The organism is Candidatus Dormiibacter sp. (assembly GCF_050999135.1).
Taxonomy (GTDB): Bacteria; Chloroflexota; Dormibacteria; order Dormibacterales; family Dormibacteraceae; genus Dormiibacter; species Dormiibacter spiritus.
In genome coordinates, this window is the sequence record NZ_JBPCPN010000050.1 from 31,300 (window position 1) to 48,815 (window position 17,516).

Sequence of the window (17,516 nt, forward strand, 5' to 3'; positions counted from 1 at the left end):
TTCTATCTGCCTAGTGAAGTGGTTGCCGGCTCACGAAGAAGAGGAATGCCGCCAGTAGGCCGAGCAGCCCGTATTCCAGGAAGACCTGCCGGGTGAGACTCCTCTCGTACGTGTGCCTGACGAAGCCGCGGTTGACGTACCAGATGAGCATCAGCATGACCGCAAACAACCCTTCGCCGAAATATGCTGTGGCGCTCAGGGCCCAGGCGAAGAAGGTGACCAGCTCCGCCACCAGCGCGGCGAACATGAGAGCCGGCCGGCCCGGAATCGGGGCGCCCAGTACCCGGAAGCTGCGATAGCTGGCCAGACCGGCGATGGCGAAGACAGCTCCCAGCCTGATGGCGAGGTCCTGGGTGGCTATCAACACGCCGAGGAAGGCGCCTGCCACGCAGACCACGAGGACCGTGTCCTGAACTATCAGATGGCCGGGTTTGGCCTGGGCTCGCAGGTGCTTCAGGTCCAGCTGCGCCACCGCCGCGAACGCGATCCCGAAGGCGGCGGCGGCAGCTGCGTAGCGCAAGAAGTGGCCGCGGCTGAGCAGCGCGACTCCGGTCAGCGCAACCACCGCCAGGGCGACCGGCACAAAGTGCTCGATCGCGGGCAGCCTCGACTCCACCCTCAGATAGCCGGCGAGGACTGCTGCGGCGAGCAGGACCAGCCCTCCGCTCAGAGCCCAGATCTGATTCCCCACCAGGTCTGACTGGAGGCCCAAAGCCAGCGCGACCAGGATGACGCCGGCGAAGACGAGGAAGCGGAAGTCCCTTTGCGGAACCGACCTCAGCGGAGGCAGCACGTGATCGTCGGCGGGAGGCGGTGTCTTCACGAGCGCTTGATGTTACCGAGCGACCTGTCCGCTTCGGCGGGCTCCGCAGGTGCCGGTCAGGTTCCCTGGCGCCCGTAGCGGTCTTCGAGCCTGATGACGTCGTCTATCTCTGGAGTGGAAACCTCGAAGATGTCACAGTCCTCGACAGCAGTCATGCGGTGCCGGGTGCCGGGCGTGATGTGGGCGGTGTCGCCTGGCTCAAGCCGATGCACCTCACCGTCCAGTTCCAGGTCCAAGATTCCTGACGAGAGCAGGATGCACTCGTCCTTCCGGACGTGATACTGCAGCGAGAGTGCCTCACCTCCATTCACGTGAAGGATCTTGCCCAGATACCTGTCGGTGATCGCCCAACGCAGCTCGTAGCCCCAGGGCTTGTCGGTGCGGCTCTCCGCCGCCTTCCGCACCTTGGTCGGCCGCGTCTCAGGCGGCGACGCGTCGTTCAAGTCCAACTATCTCCTCCAGCGCCGCGAGGCGGGCAGCCACCTCGTCGGCAGTCGCGGCCTCGGAGTAGACGCGGATCAGCGGCTCGGTTCCGCTGGCGCGCAGCAGCACCCAGCTGCCGTCGATCAGGGTGAATTTGTAGCCGTCGTCAACCCGGGTGGCAGCCACCCGCACTCCGGCAACCTCCTGCGGAGAACGCTCAGCCAGAAGGCCCAGGATCCTCCGCCGCTCCTGAGCGTAGTCGTCCCGGGGCAGGTGATGATCGTGCCGGGCGTACGCGCTCGGGCCGACGAGTTCCGCCAGCTCTTGGAGCAGTTCCGATAGACGCTTGCCGGTCCGGGCCAGGTAGTCGGCGAAGAAAAGGCCTGCCAGCAGCCCATCCCTTTCCGGGATGTGTCCCTGGAAGGCGAAGCCGCCTGACTCCTCACCGCCCACGAGCGCATCGACGGCCATCATCCTGGGCGCGATGCTCTTGAAGCCGATGGGAACCTCGTGCACCACCAGCCCGTAGCGCTCGGCCAGACGGTCTGCCATGAAGGTCATGTTGATGCTCTTCACGATCGGCGCCCGAAGGCCGCGGACCTCGACCAGATAACGGATCAGCAGCGCGAAAACCTGCAGCTGGTTGACGAAATGGCCGCGCTCGTCGATGACCCCCACCCGGTCGGCGTCACCGTCAGTGCAGATGGCAAGATCGTGACCGCCGGAGCCCATCAGGCCCAGCGCCTCCCGCAGGTTGGCCGGGATGGGCTCGGGGTTGACGCCGCCGAACCAGGGGTTGCGCTCAGCGTGCAGCTCGGTGACACCGGTTCGGCCGCCGCCGGCCAGCTCGGCCACGTAGCCGGCCCCCGAGCCGTGCATCGCTTCATGGACGAGACTCAGACCAGATCGCCGGATGGCTTCCAGGTCGACCATCCGGCCCACCTGCTGGAAGTACGATGGCCGCGGATCGAGGCGCTGGATCCGCTCGTCATTCGGCTCCGCCCGTTGGACGCGCGCAGCGCCCTCCGCCACTGCCGCGATCGCCTCCTCCAACCGCTCGATCAGGTCAGCCGGGGCTGAACTGCCTGTCTCCGGCCGGAACTTCAAGCCGTTGAAGATGTAGGGATTGTGGCTGGCGGTGACTATGACAGCTCCCGCAGCTCTTCGATCCACCACCGTCCAGCAGGCGACCTGGGTGGGCGTCGCCCGGTCGAAGAGAAGCGCCTGCAGGCCCTTGCCGGCCAGCACCCGCGCCACCTCTTCTGCGAACAGCTCTGAAGCAAAGCGGCGGTCGTAGCCGACAACCACTGTGCCGCTGCCCAAAGAACGGGCGATGCCGGCCGCAGCCAAGCGCACGTTCTCATAGGTGAAGTCGTCGCCGACGACACCGCGCCAGCCGTCGGTCCCGAACTTGATAGCCACCGCCGTACTAAAGGTACTGAGCGCGCCCGTCGCGACTCAGGGACTGGACCACCTTCTTCACGTCCTGGGCCCGCTCCTTGGGACAGACCAGGAGGGCGGCAGGAGTGTCGACCACTATCAGGTCCTGAACGCCGATCATAGCCACCAACTTGCCGGGGGCGGAGACGTAGGCGCCGGTCGTATCGATGAGCACGGCGTCGCCCTCCACATGGTTTCCCTCTTGGTCGGTCGGCAGCAGCTCGGCGAGATCCGCCCAAGACCCGACATCAGTCCACTCAAACTCCGCCGGCACCATGAGCAGCCGCTTGGTGCGCTCCATCACCGTGTAGTCGACAGCGTCGGTGGGCAGGCTGCAGTAGATCTCCGCCGCCTTCCCCTCGTCGCCTTCGCGCCGGGCCCGGAGGACACGAACCAGACCGTCGTAGTGATCCCTGCCGTGTTCGCGCAGCTGCTCGGCGAAAGCGTCGCAGCGGAAGCAGAACATGTTCAGGTTCCAGTAGTGGTGGCCACTCGCGACGTAGCGAGTCGCCGCTCGCAGCGGTGGCTTCTCAGTGAACCCATCCACCCGGCGCGCCGTCCAGCCCAGGCCCCTCATCTCCCTTCCCGCGTCGATGTAGCCGAAGCCGGTGGCCGGGTACGTGGGCAGCAGCCCAATAGTGACCAGCTCTCCCGTCGCCGCCGCCACGTGCCGAGCTGTTCGAACAGCGGCACGATAGGCGGCGGCACCCTTGATGACGTGGTCCGCCGCCAGGGAGAGCATCAGCGCCTCAGGGTCCCGCTCCAGGAGTGTCAATGCCGCCAGGCCGAGGGCATTGGTTGTGCCCCGAGCGGCCGGCTCGACTATGAATCCACTGCTGTCCAGCCCGGGTAGGAGCCCGCTCAGCAGGGACAGCTGGCTGACTTCCGTCAGGATGAGCGTCTCCGCGGCCAGGGGGGCGATCCGCTCGTACGCCTCCACCAGCAGCGGCTGGCCGCTGCCCGAGAGTGGCAGCACATGCTTGGGCGAGCTGCGCCGGGAGCGCGGCCAGAGCCTTGAGCCGGCGCCCCCGGCCGGAATGACAGCGTAGAAGTGTCGAGGGCGCGTCAAGCGACTTCCGCCGCCAGCTCCACCGCCCGACTCGTGTCCTCCCAGGGCGCATCGATGTCGGTCCGGCCGAAGTGACCGTAGCAGGCTGTCGCGCGGAACAGCGGCCGCCGCAGGTTGAGCTCCTTGATGATGCCCAGCGGGCTCAGATCAAAGAGGCGGTTGACAGCCCGCTCCAGCTCTCTCTCGCCCACTGTCCCGGTGCCCTGGGTGTCGATCCGCAGGGCCACCGGCTTGACGACGCCGATCGCGTAAGAGAGCTGCACCTCGCAGCGCTCGGCGAGGCCGCCGGCAACTATGTTCTTGGCGACGTAGCGCGCGCCGTACGCCCCGGCGCGGTCCACCTTGGTCGGATCCTTGCCCGAGAAGCAGCCGCCGCCGTGCCGGGCCCAACCGCCATAGGTGTCGACTATCACCTTGCGCCCTGTCAGGCCCACGTCGGCCGCCGGCCCCCCGATCACGAAACGGCCTGTGGGGTTGATCAGATAGCGGGTGCCGTCGGTCGCCAGCCCATCCTTCAAGACGGGTTCCAGGACCTGCTTTATGAGGTCGTCACGGAGCTGCTCCTGATCCACCTCCTCATTGTGCTGGGCGGAGACCACCACGGTTTCGACCGAGCAGGGACTGCCGGCCTCGTCGTAGCCGACTGTCACCTGCACCTTTCCATCGGGCCGCAGGTAGGGCAGCGCTCGCGACTTCCGCACCTCCGCCAGGCGGCGCGAGAGCCGGTGAGCGAGCTGGATCGGGAGCGGCATGAGCTCAGGTGTGTCCCGGCAGGCAAAGCCGAAGACCATGCCGGAGTCGCCGGCGCCCCCCACGTCAACCCCCTGGGCGATGTCGGGTGACTGCTCATCGATGCTGACCAGCACACCGCAGGTCTCGGCGTCCAGCCCGTACTTGGCTCGGGTGTAGCCGACCTCGCGGACGGTTTGTCGGATGATCCTCGGGATGTCGACATAGCAGTCGGTGCTGAGCTCACCGGAGACCAGCACCAGGCCAGTGGTGACTGTCGTCTCGCAGGCCACCCGCGCGAGTGGATCCTTGGCCAAAATGGAGTCGAGCACCGCGTCGGAGATCTGATCGGCCACCTTGTCAGGGTGGCCCTCCGCGACCGATTCAGACGTGAAAACCGACTGGGCTGGGCTGTGCGCGCTCTTCGCCATGCGTACCTCCTGAGACTCCGGACGCCGGCAAGGTCGCGCCACCGCATGGGCCGACCCCAGACGCCCCGGGCATTCCCGACTGGTTTTGGTCAGCCTACCAGCCCGTTGTGCCTGCCCTAAGCTCCTCGAATGCGGGTTCTCATCCTGGCCGACATGGAGGGGGTGGCCGGCATCAGCAAGTGGGCGCAGACCACTGGAGGCGACTCCTCGGCCTATCAGGAGGCCCGCATCCTCTACACGGAGGAGGTCAACGCGGCCGTGCGAGGAGCACGTTCGGGCGGAGCGAGCGAGGTGATAGTCCTCGATTGCCACGGCGCCGGCGGTGACTGGTCGTTCAACTCGCTGATCCCGGAGCGGCTGGAGCGGGGCTGCGAGTTTGCGGTCCAATCCTCCTGGACCGAGTACGTGGAGCCGCTCGAGCAGGGGTGCGACGGTGCCCTGCTGATCGGTATGCATGCCCGAGCCGGCACGCCTGCGGGCGTCCTGTCGCACACCGTATCAGGCAGCCAGTGGCACAACCTCTGGTTCAACGGCCGCCTGGTCGGCGAGACCGGCATCAACGCCGCCCTCTGCGGCCAGTGGGGCTGCCCGGTCCTGCTCGTGACCGGAGACGCCCAAACCGCGGCGGAGGCCAGCGACCTGCTCGGCTCCGGCCTTACCACGGTTGCCGTCAAGACGGGCATCGGCCGCTTCAGCGCCCGCCACCTGCAGCCGGCGGAGGCCCGGCGGAGGATCGAGGCAGCTGCCAGCTCGGCCCTCGGCGACCTGGCCGCGGTACGGCCCTACGACCCCGGTCGACCCTGCGCCATCGAGGTCGAGTACGCCCACGCCGACGGTCCTGAGCGGTATCGAAACCGGCCTCAAGTGGAGATTCTGGACGGCCGCCGTATCCGCAGCACAGGACCTGACTGGTGGACCGCCTGGCGGCAGTTCTACCTATAGCTAGCCGCCGGCCAGGTTCAAGTAGTGCACTGCTGAGCTGCGGAAGAGCGTCCGGCCGGCGTCCTGAAGCAGCTGGGTGGTGGCCTGGCGAGCTGCCTCGATCATCTCCTCGACGTGAGCGCGCTGCATGTCGAGACCCTGCTCAGGCTTCAGCACCGGACAGAGGAGCAGCAGCCGGACGCGTCGCTTCAGCCGCTCAAAGTCGCTCAGAGCCCGGTGATGGAGCGCCAACTGCAGAGTCCGCGCCAGCAACTCCGCCCAATTGCCAGGTAGGCGGTCGACCTCGCCCCCGGCCATCAGGCTGATCGCCAGGATCTCTCGCGCGCCGCTCTCCACGGCCAGCGAGATGGGCAGATTGTCGATGATGCCGCCGTCCAGATAGCCGTGGCCGTCGATGTCCACCGGTGGAAACACGCCCGGGATCGCTGTCGAAGCCTGCAGGGCGAGCCGCAGGGGCCCGCTGTCGAACACCCGGGAGGTGCCGGCGTGGAGGTTGGTGGCCACAACCTGCAGCGGCACCTTCAGCTGCTCAAAGGTCTCCGTCCCGGTCACGTCAACGCTGCGGTCGATCACCCGGGCAACGTTCCTGGCCGGCAGGACCGAGATGCCCTGAGTGCGCATGCGGGTCATCAGCAGGCTCAGCGGATGACCGCGAAACACGTCAGCTGCCGGCTTGGAGAGCCAGATCTCACGGAGCATGTGCGCTCCTGCCAGAGAGGGATAGGCGGCGATGACCACCGCGTTGAGCGCTCCCACGCTGACTCCGATCAGGCGCTCGGGTGGTGCGATACCCGCCTCGAACAGCGCCAGGAGGACGCCCACCTGGGCGGCGCCACGGGCGCCGCCGCCGCCCAGGACCCAGGTCCTTCGGCGGGCATCCTTGCCGTCTCTTCGGGCTAGGTTCCCTCTTCCCAGGAGTTGAGGTATCGCTCCTGCTCCTCGGTCAGGCGGTCGATGCCGATCTTCATCGCCTGCAGCTTCAGCCGGGCGACGTCCTTGTCGATCTCGACTGGAACCGAGTACACATTGCGCTCCAGCTCCTCGTGATGTCGCGCCATGTGCTCGACCGAGAGCGCCTGGTTGGCGAAGCTCATGTCCATCACAGCAGCGGGATGACCCTCGGCCGCCGCCAGGTTGACGAGCCGGCCCTCCCCCAGGACGTGCAGGCGACGATCGTCGCGCAGCCTGTACTGCTGCACCGAGGGCCGCACCGCTCGGACCTCGGTGGCCATGTCGTCGAGCGCCGAGAGGTTGATCTCGGAGTTGAAGTGACCCGAGTTGGCGAGGATGGCGCCGTCCTTCATGGTCTCGAAGTGGCTGCGGTCCAAGACGTTGACGTCACCTGTCACCGTGCAGAAGATGTCGCCCTGCCGGGCCGCGTCGGCCATCGGCATGACCCGGAAGCCGTCCATTGCCGCCTCCAGCGCCCGAACGGGATCGACCTCGGTGACTATCACGTCAGCGCCGTGACCCTTGGCCCGGCTCGCCAGGCCGCGCCCGCACCAGCCGTAACCGGCGACCACGAAGGTTTTGCCGGCAAGCAGCACGTTGGTGGCCCGAATGATTCCGTCCAGAGTGCTCTGCCCGGTGCCGTAACGGTTGTCGAAGAGGTGCTTGGTGTCGGCGTCATTGACGGCGATGATGGGATAACCGAGCACCCCCTGAGCGGCCATGGCCCGCAGGCGCACGACGCCAGTCGTTGTCTCCTCGGTCCCGCCCCTAACTGCCGGCAGCCCCTGCCTGCGGTCCCGATGGAGCATGGTGACCAGGTCGGCGCCGTCGTCCATCGTGAAGTTCGGCTCGTGATCGAGAGCAGCCGCCAAATGGCTGTAGTAGGTGTCGTTGTCCTCGCCCTTGATGGCGAAGGTCTTGATGCCGTGCCGCTCGGAGAGTGCGGCTGCGACCGCGTCGTTGGTGGAGAGCGGATTGGAGGCGCAGAGCGCGACGTCAGCCCCGCCGGCCTGCAGTGTGAGCATCAGATTGGCGGTTTCCGAAGTGACGTGGAGGCAAGCCGAGATTCGCAGCCCGGCCAGCGGCCGCTCTTGCTCGAAACGCTCTTGAATCAGCTTCAGAACCGGCATCTCGCGGGACGCCCACTCGATCAATGCCTGGCCCTGGCCGGCGAGCCCCGGGTCCTTCACGTCGGATAGCTTGAGTTCAGTTGTCATTCAGGTTCCTTCATACCGGATGACGCTCCGGACCTCCAATTGAGGCAGGTGATCCCGGCCGGCCAGACCTGCCAGCTCGACGAGGAATTGAGCGCCCACCACCTCTCCGCCCAGCTGCCTGATCAGTTCCACGACGGCGCCGGCGGTCCCGCCGGTGGCTATCACGTCGTCGACGACAAGCACCCGCTGACCTGCCCTGACCGCATCCTCATGCACGTGCAGGATGTCGTCGCGATATTCCAGCGTGTAGGAGATGGCCCGGGTCTTCCAGGGCAGCTTCCCCTCCTTGCGGACGGGCACGAAGCCGGCCCCGAGCCTGATCGCCATGGCGGCGCCGAACATGAAGCCCCGCGCCTCCATGGCGGCGATGAGATCGATCTTCTGTTCCAACCAGGGCCGGCTCATAACCTCGACCGATTCCCTCAGTGCTTCCGGATGAGCGAGCAGCGGCGTGATGTCCCGGAAGAGGATGCCCGGCTGGGGAAAGTCGGGCACCTCGCGGATGAAGTTGCGCAGCTCCATCAGCGCCCCGCCAAGGCCAGGCGGAAGTACTCATGCGTCAAGGCGAGCCCTTCCTCGATCGCGACCTGCGGCTCCCAGCCGAGCCGCTCCTTCGCCCGTTGGGTGTCTGGCCGCCGCTGCTTGGGGTCGTCCTGGGGCAGCGGCTGGAAGACGATTTCGGAGCTGCTGCCGGTCACCGACCTCACCCTCTGAGCCAGCTCCAGCATGGTGACCTCGTATTGAGTGCCGATGTTGAACGGGTCGGGATCCGGGCCGTCCAGCACCGCAAGAGCGCCGCTGATCAGGTCGTCCACGTAGCAGAGCGAGCGCGTCTGCGAACCGTCTCCGTACACGGTGAGCGGCTCTCCCTGCAGCGCCTGCCGGAAGTAGTTGGGAATCACCCGGCCATCATCCACTCGCATGCGGGAGCCGTAGGTGTTGAATATCCGCACGATCCGCGTCTCCACCCGGCGCGTGCGGTGGTAGGCGAAGGTGAAGGCCTCCGCGCAGCGCTTCGCCTCGTCGTAACAGCTGCGGGGACCAATCGGGTTCACGTTTCCCCAATAGGACTCCGGCTGCGGATGGACGAGGGGATCGCCATAGACCTCGGAGGTCGATGCCAGAAGGAAGCGGGCACCCTTGTCCTCGGCTAGCCGCAGCATCGCCTGGGTGCCGAAGGTGCCGACCCGCAGTATGTCCACAGGGATTTGCGCAAAGTCCACGGGCGAGGCGGGCGAGGCGAAGTGGAGGACGCAGTCGACAGGGCCCTCGATCCCGATTCCCTCGCTCACGTCGTGGCGCAGGAACGAGAACCGCCGCTCGCCGGCGAGGTGAGCCAGGTTGTCAGGCACCCCCGTCACCAGGTTGTCCAGCCCGACGACCTCCCAGCCACGCGCCAACAGGCGATCACAGAGGTGCGAGCCGAGAAAGCCGGCCGCGCCGGAAACCACAGCCCTGGTCGAGCCGGACTTCTTTTCCGCCGGCATCAGTTGCGGCCGATTCCGCGGTAGACGAAGCCCAGGCTGCGCATCCGCGCCGGGTCGTAGATGTTGCGCCCATCGACCACCACGGGCCGGCGCATGGCGCGCTTCAGCTTGGCCAGGTCGAGCTGCCGAAACTCGTTCCACTCGGTCACGACCACCACGGCATCGGCGTCCCGAGCAACTGCGTAGGCGTCCCGCCGTACGTCGAGCTCAGGCAGCAGGGCCTTGGCTTTCTTCCCGGCAGCCGGGTCGTAGCCACAGACCTTGGCGCCCTTCTGCAGCAGCAGGTGGGCGATCTCCAGGCTGGGCGCCTCCCGCATGTCGTCAGTGTTCGGCTTGAAGGCCAGCCCGAAGAGGCCTATGCGCTGACCGCGCAGCGTGCCCAGGCACTCACGCAGCTTCTCAACAGCGAGCGTGCGCTGATCGCGGTTGATGGCCATAACCGCGTGCAGCAGTTCGGGGTGGTAGTTGAACCGCTCAGCGATTGCGGCGAGCGCCTTCACGTCCTTCGGAAAGCACGAGCCACCATAGCCGATGCCAGCCTCCAAGAAGTGCGGGCCGATCCGCTTGTCAAGGCCCATGCCCTCCGCCACCCGCTTCGCGTCAGCGTCCACCCGCTCGCAGATGCGGGAGATCTCGTTGATGAAGGAGATTCGCGCGGCCAAGAAGGCGTTGGAGGCGTATTTCACCATCTCGGCCGTGTAGAGGTTGTAACGGAGGATGGGGGCGTTGAGCGGTTCGTAGAGCTTGGCCACCTGGTCGGCAGCCGCTTCGTTGTTGGCTCCGATGACCACGCGATCCGGCTTCATGAAGTCGTGCAGCGCCGAGCCCTCGCGAAGGAACTCGGGGTTGGAGACGACGTCGACCTGGAATTGGGGTTGGTGCTTCTGGAACACCTCTGACACGAAGTCCCCGGTTCCGATCGGCACGGTTGACTTGTTGACTATGACTATCGGACCTGTCAGGTGCTCGGCGATCGATGCGGCCGCGCTGCGCACGTGGTCGAGGTTGGCTTCACCGCCCTCCCCTTCCGGGGTGGCGACAGCTATGAAGGCGATGCCGGCGCCTGCGACCGCCTCTGAGTACACGGTAGTGAAGTTGAGACGGCCGGCCATGCCGTTGCGCTGGACCACCTCCTGCAGCCCGGGCTCATAGAAGTGCAGCCGGTGACGCCGCAGGGCGCGGATCTTCACGTCGTCGATGTCGATGACACAGACCTTGTTCCCGAGGTCCGCTAGACAGGCAGCCGTCGTCAGCCCGACGTAGCCGGCGCCCACCACCGCAATGTGGCTCAAGGCATCCGCATTATGTCAGGTAATCGGCGCCCGCTCATCCGAGCTGCGGCTGCCAAGCAGTGATTCGTAGGCTCGGATGGTGGCACGGGCCGTCGCCCGCCAGCTGAACTCGGCGGCGCGGGCCAGCCCGGCCTGCACCTGGGCAGCCCGTCTGGCCGGATTCAACACCAGTTCGGCAGCTGCCCGACCCATTGCCTCGGCGTCGCCGTCCTTGACCAGCACTCCGGCGTCCCCCATCACTTCGGGCAGGCTCGAGTTGTTGTAGGCCACCACCGGCGCCCCGCAGCTGAACGCCTCCAACACCGGCAGGCCGAACCCCTCGTAACGGCTGGGAAAGAGGAAGCAGGCTGCAGCAGAGTAGAGATCGACAAGTTCCTCATGGCTCACATAGCCGAGGCGCCGGGCCTCCCCCATATCGGGCGGCGCCTGACTGCCGGCGCTGCCGCCCAGCACCAGGTCGACATCGGCGCCCCCGAGCCGCGCCGTCTGCCAAGCCTTCAGCAGCGCGCGCGGATCCTTGCGGGCGTCCAGCGCTCCGGCATAGAACAGATAGGGCTTGCTGATCGCATGCCGAGCGGCCACGCGCCCTGCGGCGCCCCCCTGCGGCCGGAAGCCTCGCCCCAATCCAGGCTGTACGGTTCGGAGCCGGTCCGGTCGAAGCCCGGCATAGCGCAGGCCGTCGGCGGCGGTGTGCCGGGAGACTGCCAGTACCAGGTCTGCTCCGCTCAGCAGCCGCCGCCCCACCCGCCAGCGCAGTCGCTCGCCGAGCAGGCGTCGACCGCCCAACGCCCAGGGGATCAGGTCATGAAGGGTCGCCACCAGGGGAACTGACGACCGGCTGGGCAGCGCCAGCGTGGTGGCGTGGTAGAGGTCAGGCTGGATCAGAGTCAATTTTCGACCCATCGTCACAGCCTCTTCCCAGAGGCCGAGCCGGCCCCTGTAGCGCGGGCGGACGCCGTACGCGACGAAACCGCCGGCGGGCACCTCCGGCGCCGGCTCCCGGAGGTCGATCAGAAGAGCCACTCGATCGTCGAAGCCCTCCTCCAAAAGACCGGCGAGCAGACCCCGGACATAGGTGCCGATGCCCCGCTTGGCGTCCTCGCCCTGCAGCGGCCGGGCGTCGATCAGCACGCGGCCCCGCGCGCCACTCCGCTCGGGATCACTCGCCATCGGCGCCTCCTCTCGAGGCCAGCTGCAACACGCGGCGCACGCTGCGTAGGTTAGCCACAAGCTCTTGTGGCAATATCGGCAGGAAGTGCCCATCACCCAAACGGTCGGCGGCGCCTGAGAAATGGCCAGGACTGACTGGCCGCGGACCATCCTCCACGTCGACCTCGACGCCTTCTACACCTCGGTCCACCAGCGCGATGACGCCTCACTCAGGCACCGACCGCTGGCCGTGGCCGGACGCAACAAGCGAGCAGTCGTGATGGGCGCCTCCTATGAAGCGCGCAGCCATGGCGTGCACTCGGCTCAGCCTCTGCACGAGGCGCTGGAGCGGTGTCCGGGGCTGACGGTGGTACCCCCGGACCCAGCGCGCTACAAGGACGCCAGCCGCCGCGTTCACGCCATCTTCCGGCGCCTGACCACCGCCGAACTGATCGAAGGGGTAGCCCTGGACGAGGCGTATCTCGACGTCACCGTGCGGAGCCGGCACGCGGGGCCGGAGGAGATCGGGCGGCGGATCAAGTTCGCCATCCAGGAGGAGGTGAAGCTCACTGCCAGCGTCGGAGTGGCGACCAGCAAACTCGTCGCCAAGGTCGCCGGCGCCAGCCGAAAGCCTGACGGCCTGGTGATCATCCAGCCCGGCCAGGAAGCCAGCTTTCTCGGACCCCTGCCCGTGGGAGTGGTGCCGGGCCTGGGCCCGAAAACCGAAGAGAAGCTGCGCCTGATGGGCGTTCGCACAGTCGGGGAGCTGGCCGACTACGACACCCAGCGGCTGCTGCAGGCGTTCGGCAGTTCCGGCGCCATGCTGCAGCGGCTGGCCCAGGGGCGCGACCGGAACCCCGTGCGGGGGGCCAAGCCGGCTCAGACCATCAGCGCCGAGCGCACGTTTGAGGATGACGTCACCGACCGCGAGCAGCTGGAGGTTTCGCTCCGGGAGCTGGTCCAGGCGGTATCTGAGAGGCTGCGCGGAGATCTGCTCCAGGCCCGGACTGTCTACATCAAGCTGAAGCTCACCGGCTACGGCCAGCTGAGCCGCCAGGTCAGCCAGACCAGCCCCACCGACGACCCCGAAAGCATCTTCCGGGCCGCGCTGAGCGCGTTGCGGAAGTCGTACTTCGAAGACCGCCCGGTGCGCCTGCTGGGAGTCGGCGTCAGCGGCCTGAAGCACCCCCAGCCGCAGCTTCAACTCACGCTGTTCGAGTAGGGCCGGCCGGTAGCTCGCGGCCCGACATCTCGCCCGAACGCCGGCGCCGGCGCGGCTTGGCCCGGCCCTCCAGAGCTGAACGGTCCACCACCGGCCGCACCTGGGCCTGAAGGAGGTCCCCCACCGTCCGCCAGCCGAGCCGTTCTGAGCCCAGCAGCGCCAGGCGTCGGAAAACCGCCGCCGTGGCCTGCGCGTCGCTCAGCGCTGCATGCGCGGGTGAGGCCTCGACACCCAGCATCTCCACGACCCGGGCGAGGCCAGGCGTCTGCCCGGCGGGCAGCTCGAGCACCGCCCGGGCGAGGGCTGAGGTGTCGAGGACTGGGTGCTCCAGCTTCTGCTTCAGACCCCTGCCGATCAGGTAGCTGTCGAAGGCGTCATGACTGTGCTCGACCAGAGCGGCTCCTTCGGCGAAGTGGAGGAACGCTGGTCTGACATCGGCGAAGCCGGGTGCCCCTCTCAGCATGTCAGGGCTGATGAGATGTCGGCGCCGAGCGTACGGATTGATGGGAGCGCCGGTCTTGACCAGGGTGTCGAAGAGCGAGAGTGAGCCTTCCAGCTCAAAGCGTTCGGCGCCTATCTCGATGACCAGGAAGGGCGTATTGCCGGTGGTCTCGATGTCGAAGGCGACGAACTGGGCTTCACCGAGTGGAGTCTCCGACACCACCGGCGAGGGCTGCGGCAGCGGGCCGCGCTGGAACGGCACGAGGCCGCGGCCGCTCCGCGGCTTCAGCATCAGGTCCTTCACGAGCGGTCGGTTCACGAGGACCGGCCCAGGGCACGCCGGACCAGCGCCCACTCCTGTTCGTCCAGAGCGCGCAGCACGAGTAGAGCCAGCCCGTAGACCAAAGCCCCACCGGCTATGACCAGCAGTGCGGTGACGCCTGTCCGGTGCTGGAACGGATAGAGGGCGGCGCCCATGACCAGGCCTGCCAGCAGCACGCGCCAGCTGAGGTGGAAAAGCGGCATCCTGCCCAGGTGGCGAAAGACCAGCACGGCACCCAGGAGAGTAAGTGCCGCCTCGGTCAGCACAGTCGCGGCACTGGCGCCCAGATAGCCGTAGAGCGGGATCAGAATTAGGTTGCAGGCCACGTTCACCACCATCGAGCCCAGCGCGGCAACCGTGAACAGCGCCTGCCGATCGATGGCGTTGAGGGCGCCGGTGAAGGCTGTGCTGATGAACATGAACACGACGCCCAGGGAGAGGATGCGCAGGGCGGGCGTCGCCTCCGGGTACTGGTAGATCACGCGAAAGGCGTCGGTCAGGAGAAAGAGACCCACTGTGGCCGGCCAGCCCAACAGCAGCAGCGCCTTGTAGAAGCGGTTGACCGCCCAACCGACCTGGCCGGTTCCCTCGCGATGGTGCACAGCCAGGGCGGGAAAGACCACGTTGAGCATCGAGAGAGGGACGAAGAGAAGTGCCTCGAATGGCTTGTATGCCGCCCCGTACCAGCCCGCCTCCGTGAAGCCCCGCATGGCTTTCAGGATTGGCTGATCGATCTTGAAGTAGATGCCTGTGATGACCAGCGTGAGGGCAAAGGGCAGGCCTGCCCAGAGCCAGCGCCGGATCAGCTGCGGCTCGAAGTGGAGCTCGAGCCTGGCCAGCCCCCGCAGCCGCAGCACCAGCGCGAAGTAGACGCAGGAGAACCCGTAGCTGGCGGCGTAGGCCCAGAGGAAGAAGGGGAGTGTCTGCTTGGTCCTGATGCCGAACACCACCAGCGCGATGAGGATCAGGCTCTCGGCCACTATCGCGACCGCCTCGAAAGCCAGCCGCTGCACGGCGTACAGCGCGCCCCGCAGCAGGTTCGAGAAGGAGGTGACGAGCATGAGCACGAAGCCGGGCAATAGGAACTGAGCAAGGTCCAACGGCCAAAGCGCCAGGGCAAAGACCAGGAGTGCCAGCGGTGCGAAGAGGAGGCGAACTGGAATCAGGTTGCCCAGGTAGCGGCTGATCTCTGCCGGCCGCCGCGCCGCCTCCCGGGTGAAGAGGGTGTTGAAGCCCAGATCAAGAACCACTGTGACGAGGCCAGAGACGGTGATCAGGAGCTGGAAGCGACCGTAATCCTGGGCCAGCAGGTAGCCGGTCATGAGCCCCACTGTGAGGAGGGCCACGAGCCGCGACAGAACCCGGGCCGCGAGCACCAGCGTTGTATTGCGAAGTGATCGCGAGCCCATGCCCTCTCTGAGCTGACTGGCGGCGCCGCTCGGGGCCGGGACGTGTGCCAACGCGCTCATGCTAGTTGACGGCTGCGCTCGCAGGCTCGCGTCGAGGAGATGGCGTCACTTGGGCGGGCGCTTCGGTCTTGCGAGCGAGCGTGGCGTTGAGAGGTTCCCCCTGTGCTAGATTGGCCTCTGAAAGGAGCCAGAAAAGAGATCGCTACCCCGGCCGAAGAGACCACCTCGACACTGCTTCAGAAGACCAACCGCCGCAACTTCATAGTCTGGTTTCTGGGCGGCCTGATGGGCGCCATCGGCCTGGCCGGCCTGGCGCCGCTGCTCGTCTACATAGTTCCCGGCGCCGGCGCCAACAAGTTCCTGGACCTCCCAATCACCTTGGACAAGCCGCTGGATCAGCTGCAGGACGGTCAGGGTGTCAGCTTCGACGCTCCCGCAGGAAAGGGCTTCGTGATGGCAGACGGAGGCGGCGACAACCATCCGGGGAAGATCGCCTTCAAGGGTTTTGCGATCAAGGCAGGTGGCAACGTGGCACTGCTGTCGGCCACCTGCTCGCATTTGGGCTGCAGCGTTTCGCTGAACGAGGGCCAGGGCTTCAGCTGCCCCTGCCATGGCTCCGCGTTCGGCCTGAACGGCAATGTCAAGCGCGGCCCGGCGACGAGCCCGCTCTCTCACTACACCTGGAAGAAGGGCGCCAAGCCCAACGAGATCATCGTCCACGGCGTCGATCTGCCGGGCGTGGGCTAGCGGGAAACCAAAATGGCGAGCGTGCCCCGTCCCCGCCAGGTCCAGGTAGCCGTCGTCGACTGGCTCGACCGCCGCTTCCCCTTCACCTCGTCGGTGGACGAGGCGCTCTACCAGCGCGTGCCTAACTACGCCAACGCCTTCTACTACTGCTTCGGCGGGATGACTTTCATCCTGATTGCTCTCCAACTGGTGACCGGCGTCTTCCTGGCCTTCTACTACGTGCCTGACGTCGCCGGCAACCCGGCCCCGGCCTACACCAGCGTGCAGCACATCATGAAGGACGTCTACCTCGGTTGGCTGGTGCGGGGCGTCCACTTCTGGGCGGCCAACCTGCTGGTGGTGATGATAGTGCTGCACATGGCCCGCGTCTTCTGGACGGGCTCCTACCGGGCGCCTCGCGAGCTGAACTGGATGGTCGGCGTGATCATGCTGCTCGTCGTCCTCGCCTTCTCCCTCACCGGGTACCTGCTGCCCTGGGACACCAAGGCTTACTGGGCCACCTCGGTCACCATCCAGATCATCGCCGGAACGCCGATTTTGGGCGGGCTTCTGCAGTCGCTGGCGCAGGGAGGTCCCACGCTCGGGCCGGCTACCCTGCAGCGCTTCTTCACAATCCACGTCTTCCTGCTGCCGGGAGCGATCCTGCTGCTCATGTACGTGCACTTCAGGCTGATCCGGCAGCACGGCATTTCCGAGCCCATGTAAGAGGTGAGAGAGATGAGCGAAAAGGCCACACCAAATTCGGAAGGACTTCCGCCCACGGCGCTCTGGGATGGCTACCTGCGCGAAGGCCCCGGGGCGGCGACGGCGGCGCTTCGGGTGATCGAAGTGGACGGCCACGGCGGTCATGAGCTGGAACCCACCTACAAGCGGATGCCGATCGGCACTGACCACATCCTGTACCCGGTGGTGGTCAGCCTCGCCATGTTTCCCATCCTGATGGGCGCGTCGGGGCACCATCTGGCTGACGACATGCCGGAAGAGGAGACCCACCCCTTCTTCCCGGACCACTTCTGGCCCTACCCGATCATCGCAGTGATCATGCTGCTCGGCGTCGGCCTCCTGTCAGCTTTCGTGCAGGAGAACATGTCCCTTGAGCAGTCGGCCGACCCCCGGGCGGTGGTGGTGCCCCGGCCTGACTGGTACTTCCTGTTCCTCTTTCAGTTCCTGAAGCTGGGCCAGCCAGAGGTGGTGTTCTCCATCTTCATTCCCGGGGCCATAGTGACGGGGCTGCTGCTCTGGCCCTTCATCGACAACCTGGTCGGCACCCGGCTGGCCCGCCGCTTCGGCTGGGTCAGCTGGCCGGTGCCAGGACGCAACTTCATCACCGGCACCGGCTGGGTGCTCTTCCTCGGCTTCATAGTGGCGCTCACGTTCTGGTCGCTCTTCGGGATCACGATCTTGGGGATCGCCGGCGGGTAG

At 66.6% G+C, this 17,516-nt stretch carries 18 protein-coding genes; 5 read left to right on the forward strand and 13 right to left on the reverse strand.

Annotated elements, in window-relative coordinates; all coding sequences use genetic code 11:
* Positions 1–10 precede the first annotated feature (10 nt).
* From ACR2MZ_RS12340 to metK, 5 genes are read right to left on the reverse strand one after another with little or no spacing between them, the layout of a single operon-like run.
* Positions 11–823, reverse strand: coding sequence for a hypothetical protein (locus ACR2MZ_RS12340; RefSeq protein ID WP_434005334.1), 813 nt, complete (start codon positions 821–823; stop codon positions 11–13).
* Positions 824–879: 56 nt separating this feature from the next.
* Positions 880–1,266, reverse strand: a complete 387-nt coding sequence (locus ACR2MZ_RS12345) for a cupin domain-containing protein (protein WP_434005375.1) — start codon at positions 1,264–1,266, stop codon at positions 880–882.
* Positions 1,244–2,668: a phosphoglucomutase/phosphomannomutase family protein gene (locus ACR2MZ_RS12350; RefSeq protein WP_434005335.1), complete on the reverse strand. Its 1,425-nt coding sequence runs from the start codon at positions 2,666–2,668 to the stop codon at positions 1,244–1,246. Before ACR2MZ_RS12350 ends, ACR2MZ_RS12345 begins: the two co-directional genes overlap by 23 nt.
* 7 nt (positions 2,669–2,675) lie before the next feature.
* Positions 2,676–3,755: a mannose-1-phosphate guanylyltransferase gene (locus ACR2MZ_RS12355; protein ID WP_434005336.1), complete on the reverse strand. Its 1,080-nt coding sequence runs from the start codon at positions 3,753–3,755 to the stop codon at positions 2,676–2,678.
* Positions 3,752–4,915, reverse strand: coding sequence for a methionine adenosyltransferase (metK, locus tag ACR2MZ_RS12360; protein ID WP_434005337.1), 1,164 nt, complete (start codon positions 4,913–4,915; stop codon positions 3,752–3,754). The genes ACR2MZ_RS12355 and metK overlap by 4 nt, the downstream gene beginning before the upstream one ends.
* A gap of 129 nt (positions 4,916–5,044) precedes the next feature.
* Here metK and ACR2MZ_RS12365 point away from each other — a divergent pair, with 129 nt between their 5' ends.
* Positions 5,045–5,857 carry a M55 family metallopeptidase gene (locus tag ACR2MZ_RS12365; RefSeq protein WP_434005338.1) on the forward strand — a complete coding sequence of 271 codons (813 nt, stop codon included), beginning with the start codon at positions 5,045–5,047 and terminating at the stop codon, positions 5,855–5,857.
* Here the strand turns inward: ACR2MZ_RS12365 and ACR2MZ_RS12370 are convergent, their stop codons facing one another.
* Genes ACR2MZ_RS12370 through ACR2MZ_RS12395 form a run of 6 tightly spaced genes read right to left on the reverse strand, consistent with a single transcriptional unit; the run spans position 5,858 to position 11,974 of the window.
* On the reverse strand, positions 5,858–6,784 hold the full coding sequence (locus ACR2MZ_RS12370) for a patatin-like phospholipase family protein (protein ID WP_434005376.1): 927 nt from the start codon (positions 6,782–6,784) through the stop codon (positions 5,858–5,860).
* Positions 6,754–8,025 (reverse strand): adenosylhomocysteinase, encoded by a 1,272-nt coding sequence (gene ahcY, locus ACR2MZ_RS12375; protein WP_434005339.1) that lies wholly within the window; start codon positions 8,023–8,025, stop codon positions 6,754–6,756. Before ahcY ends, ACR2MZ_RS12370 begins: the two co-directional genes overlap by 31 nt.
* Positions 8,026–8,547: an adenine phosphoribosyltransferase gene (locus tag ACR2MZ_RS12380; RefSeq protein WP_434005340.1), complete on the reverse strand. Its 522-nt coding sequence runs from the start codon at positions 8,545–8,547 to the stop codon at positions 8,026–8,028. It lies immediately after the preceding gene.
* Positions 8,547–9,512: a UDP-glucuronic acid decarboxylase family protein gene (locus tag ACR2MZ_RS12385; protein ID WP_434005341.1), complete on the reverse strand. Its 966-nt coding sequence runs from the start codon at positions 9,510–9,512 to the stop codon at positions 8,547–8,549. The genes ACR2MZ_RS12380 and ACR2MZ_RS12385 overlap by 1 nt, the downstream gene beginning before the upstream one ends.
* A complete protein-coding gene (locus ACR2MZ_RS12390) occupies positions 9,512–10,804 on the reverse strand; it encodes a UDP-glucose dehydrogenase family protein (RefSeq protein WP_434005342.1) in 1,293 nt (430 codons plus the stop codon). The genes ACR2MZ_RS12385 and ACR2MZ_RS12390 overlap by 1 nt, the downstream gene beginning before the upstream one ends.
* Positions 10,805–10,819: 15 nt before the next feature.
* Positions 10,820–11,974 (reverse strand): glycosyltransferase family 4 protein, encoded by a 1,155-nt coding sequence (locus ACR2MZ_RS12395; RefSeq protein ID WP_434005343.1) that lies wholly within the window; start codon positions 11,972–11,974, stop codon positions 10,820–10,822.
* A 121-nt stretch (positions 11,975–12,095) separates the two neighbouring features.
* Between ACR2MZ_RS12395 and dinB the strand changes: the two genes are divergently transcribed.
* The gene (gene dinB, locus ACR2MZ_RS12400) at positions 12,096–13,175 is read left to right on the forward strand and encodes a DNA polymerase IV (RefSeq protein WP_434005344.1); all 1,080 of its coding nucleotides are present in this window, start codon (positions 12,096–12,098) and stop codon (positions 13,173–13,175) included.
* On the opposite strand, the gene ACR2MZ_RS12405 is transcribed toward dinB, so the two are convergent.
* A complete protein-coding gene (locus ACR2MZ_RS12405; protein ID WP_434005345.1) occupies positions 13,159–13,935 on the reverse strand; it encodes a 3'-5' exonuclease in 777 nt (258 codons plus the stop codon). The genes dinB and ACR2MZ_RS12405 overlap by 17 nt on opposite strands.
* Positions 13,932–15,398 carry a flippase gene (locus ACR2MZ_RS12410; protein ID WP_434005346.1) on the reverse strand — a complete coding sequence of 489 codons (1,467 nt, stop codon included), beginning with the start codon at positions 15,396–15,398 and terminating at the stop codon, positions 13,932–13,934. Before ACR2MZ_RS12410 ends, ACR2MZ_RS12405 begins: the two co-directional genes overlap by 4 nt.
* A gap of 111 nt (positions 15,399–15,509) precedes the next feature.
* Between ACR2MZ_RS12410 and ACR2MZ_RS12415 the strand changes: the two genes are divergently transcribed.
* From ACR2MZ_RS12415 to ACR2MZ_RS12425, 3 genes are read left to right on the forward strand one after another with little or no spacing between them, the layout of a single operon-like run.
* The gene (locus tag ACR2MZ_RS12415) at positions 15,510–16,094 is read left to right on the forward strand and encodes a QcrA and Rieske domain-containing protein (RefSeq protein WP_434005347.1); all 585 of its coding nucleotides are present in this window, start codon (positions 15,510–15,512) and stop codon (positions 16,092–16,094) included.
* A 21-nt stretch (positions 16,095–16,115) separates the two neighbouring features.
* The gene (locus ACR2MZ_RS12420; protein ID WP_434005348.1) at positions 16,116–16,799 is read left to right on the forward strand and encodes a cytochrome b N-terminal domain-containing protein; all 684 of its coding nucleotides are present in this window, start codon (positions 16,116–16,118) and stop codon (positions 16,797–16,799) included.
* 12 nt (positions 16,800–16,811) lie between these two features.
* Positions 16,812–17,516, forward strand: coding sequence for a cytochrome b family protein (locus ACR2MZ_RS12425; protein ID WP_434005349.1), 705 nt, complete (start codon positions 16,812–16,814; stop codon positions 17,514–17,516).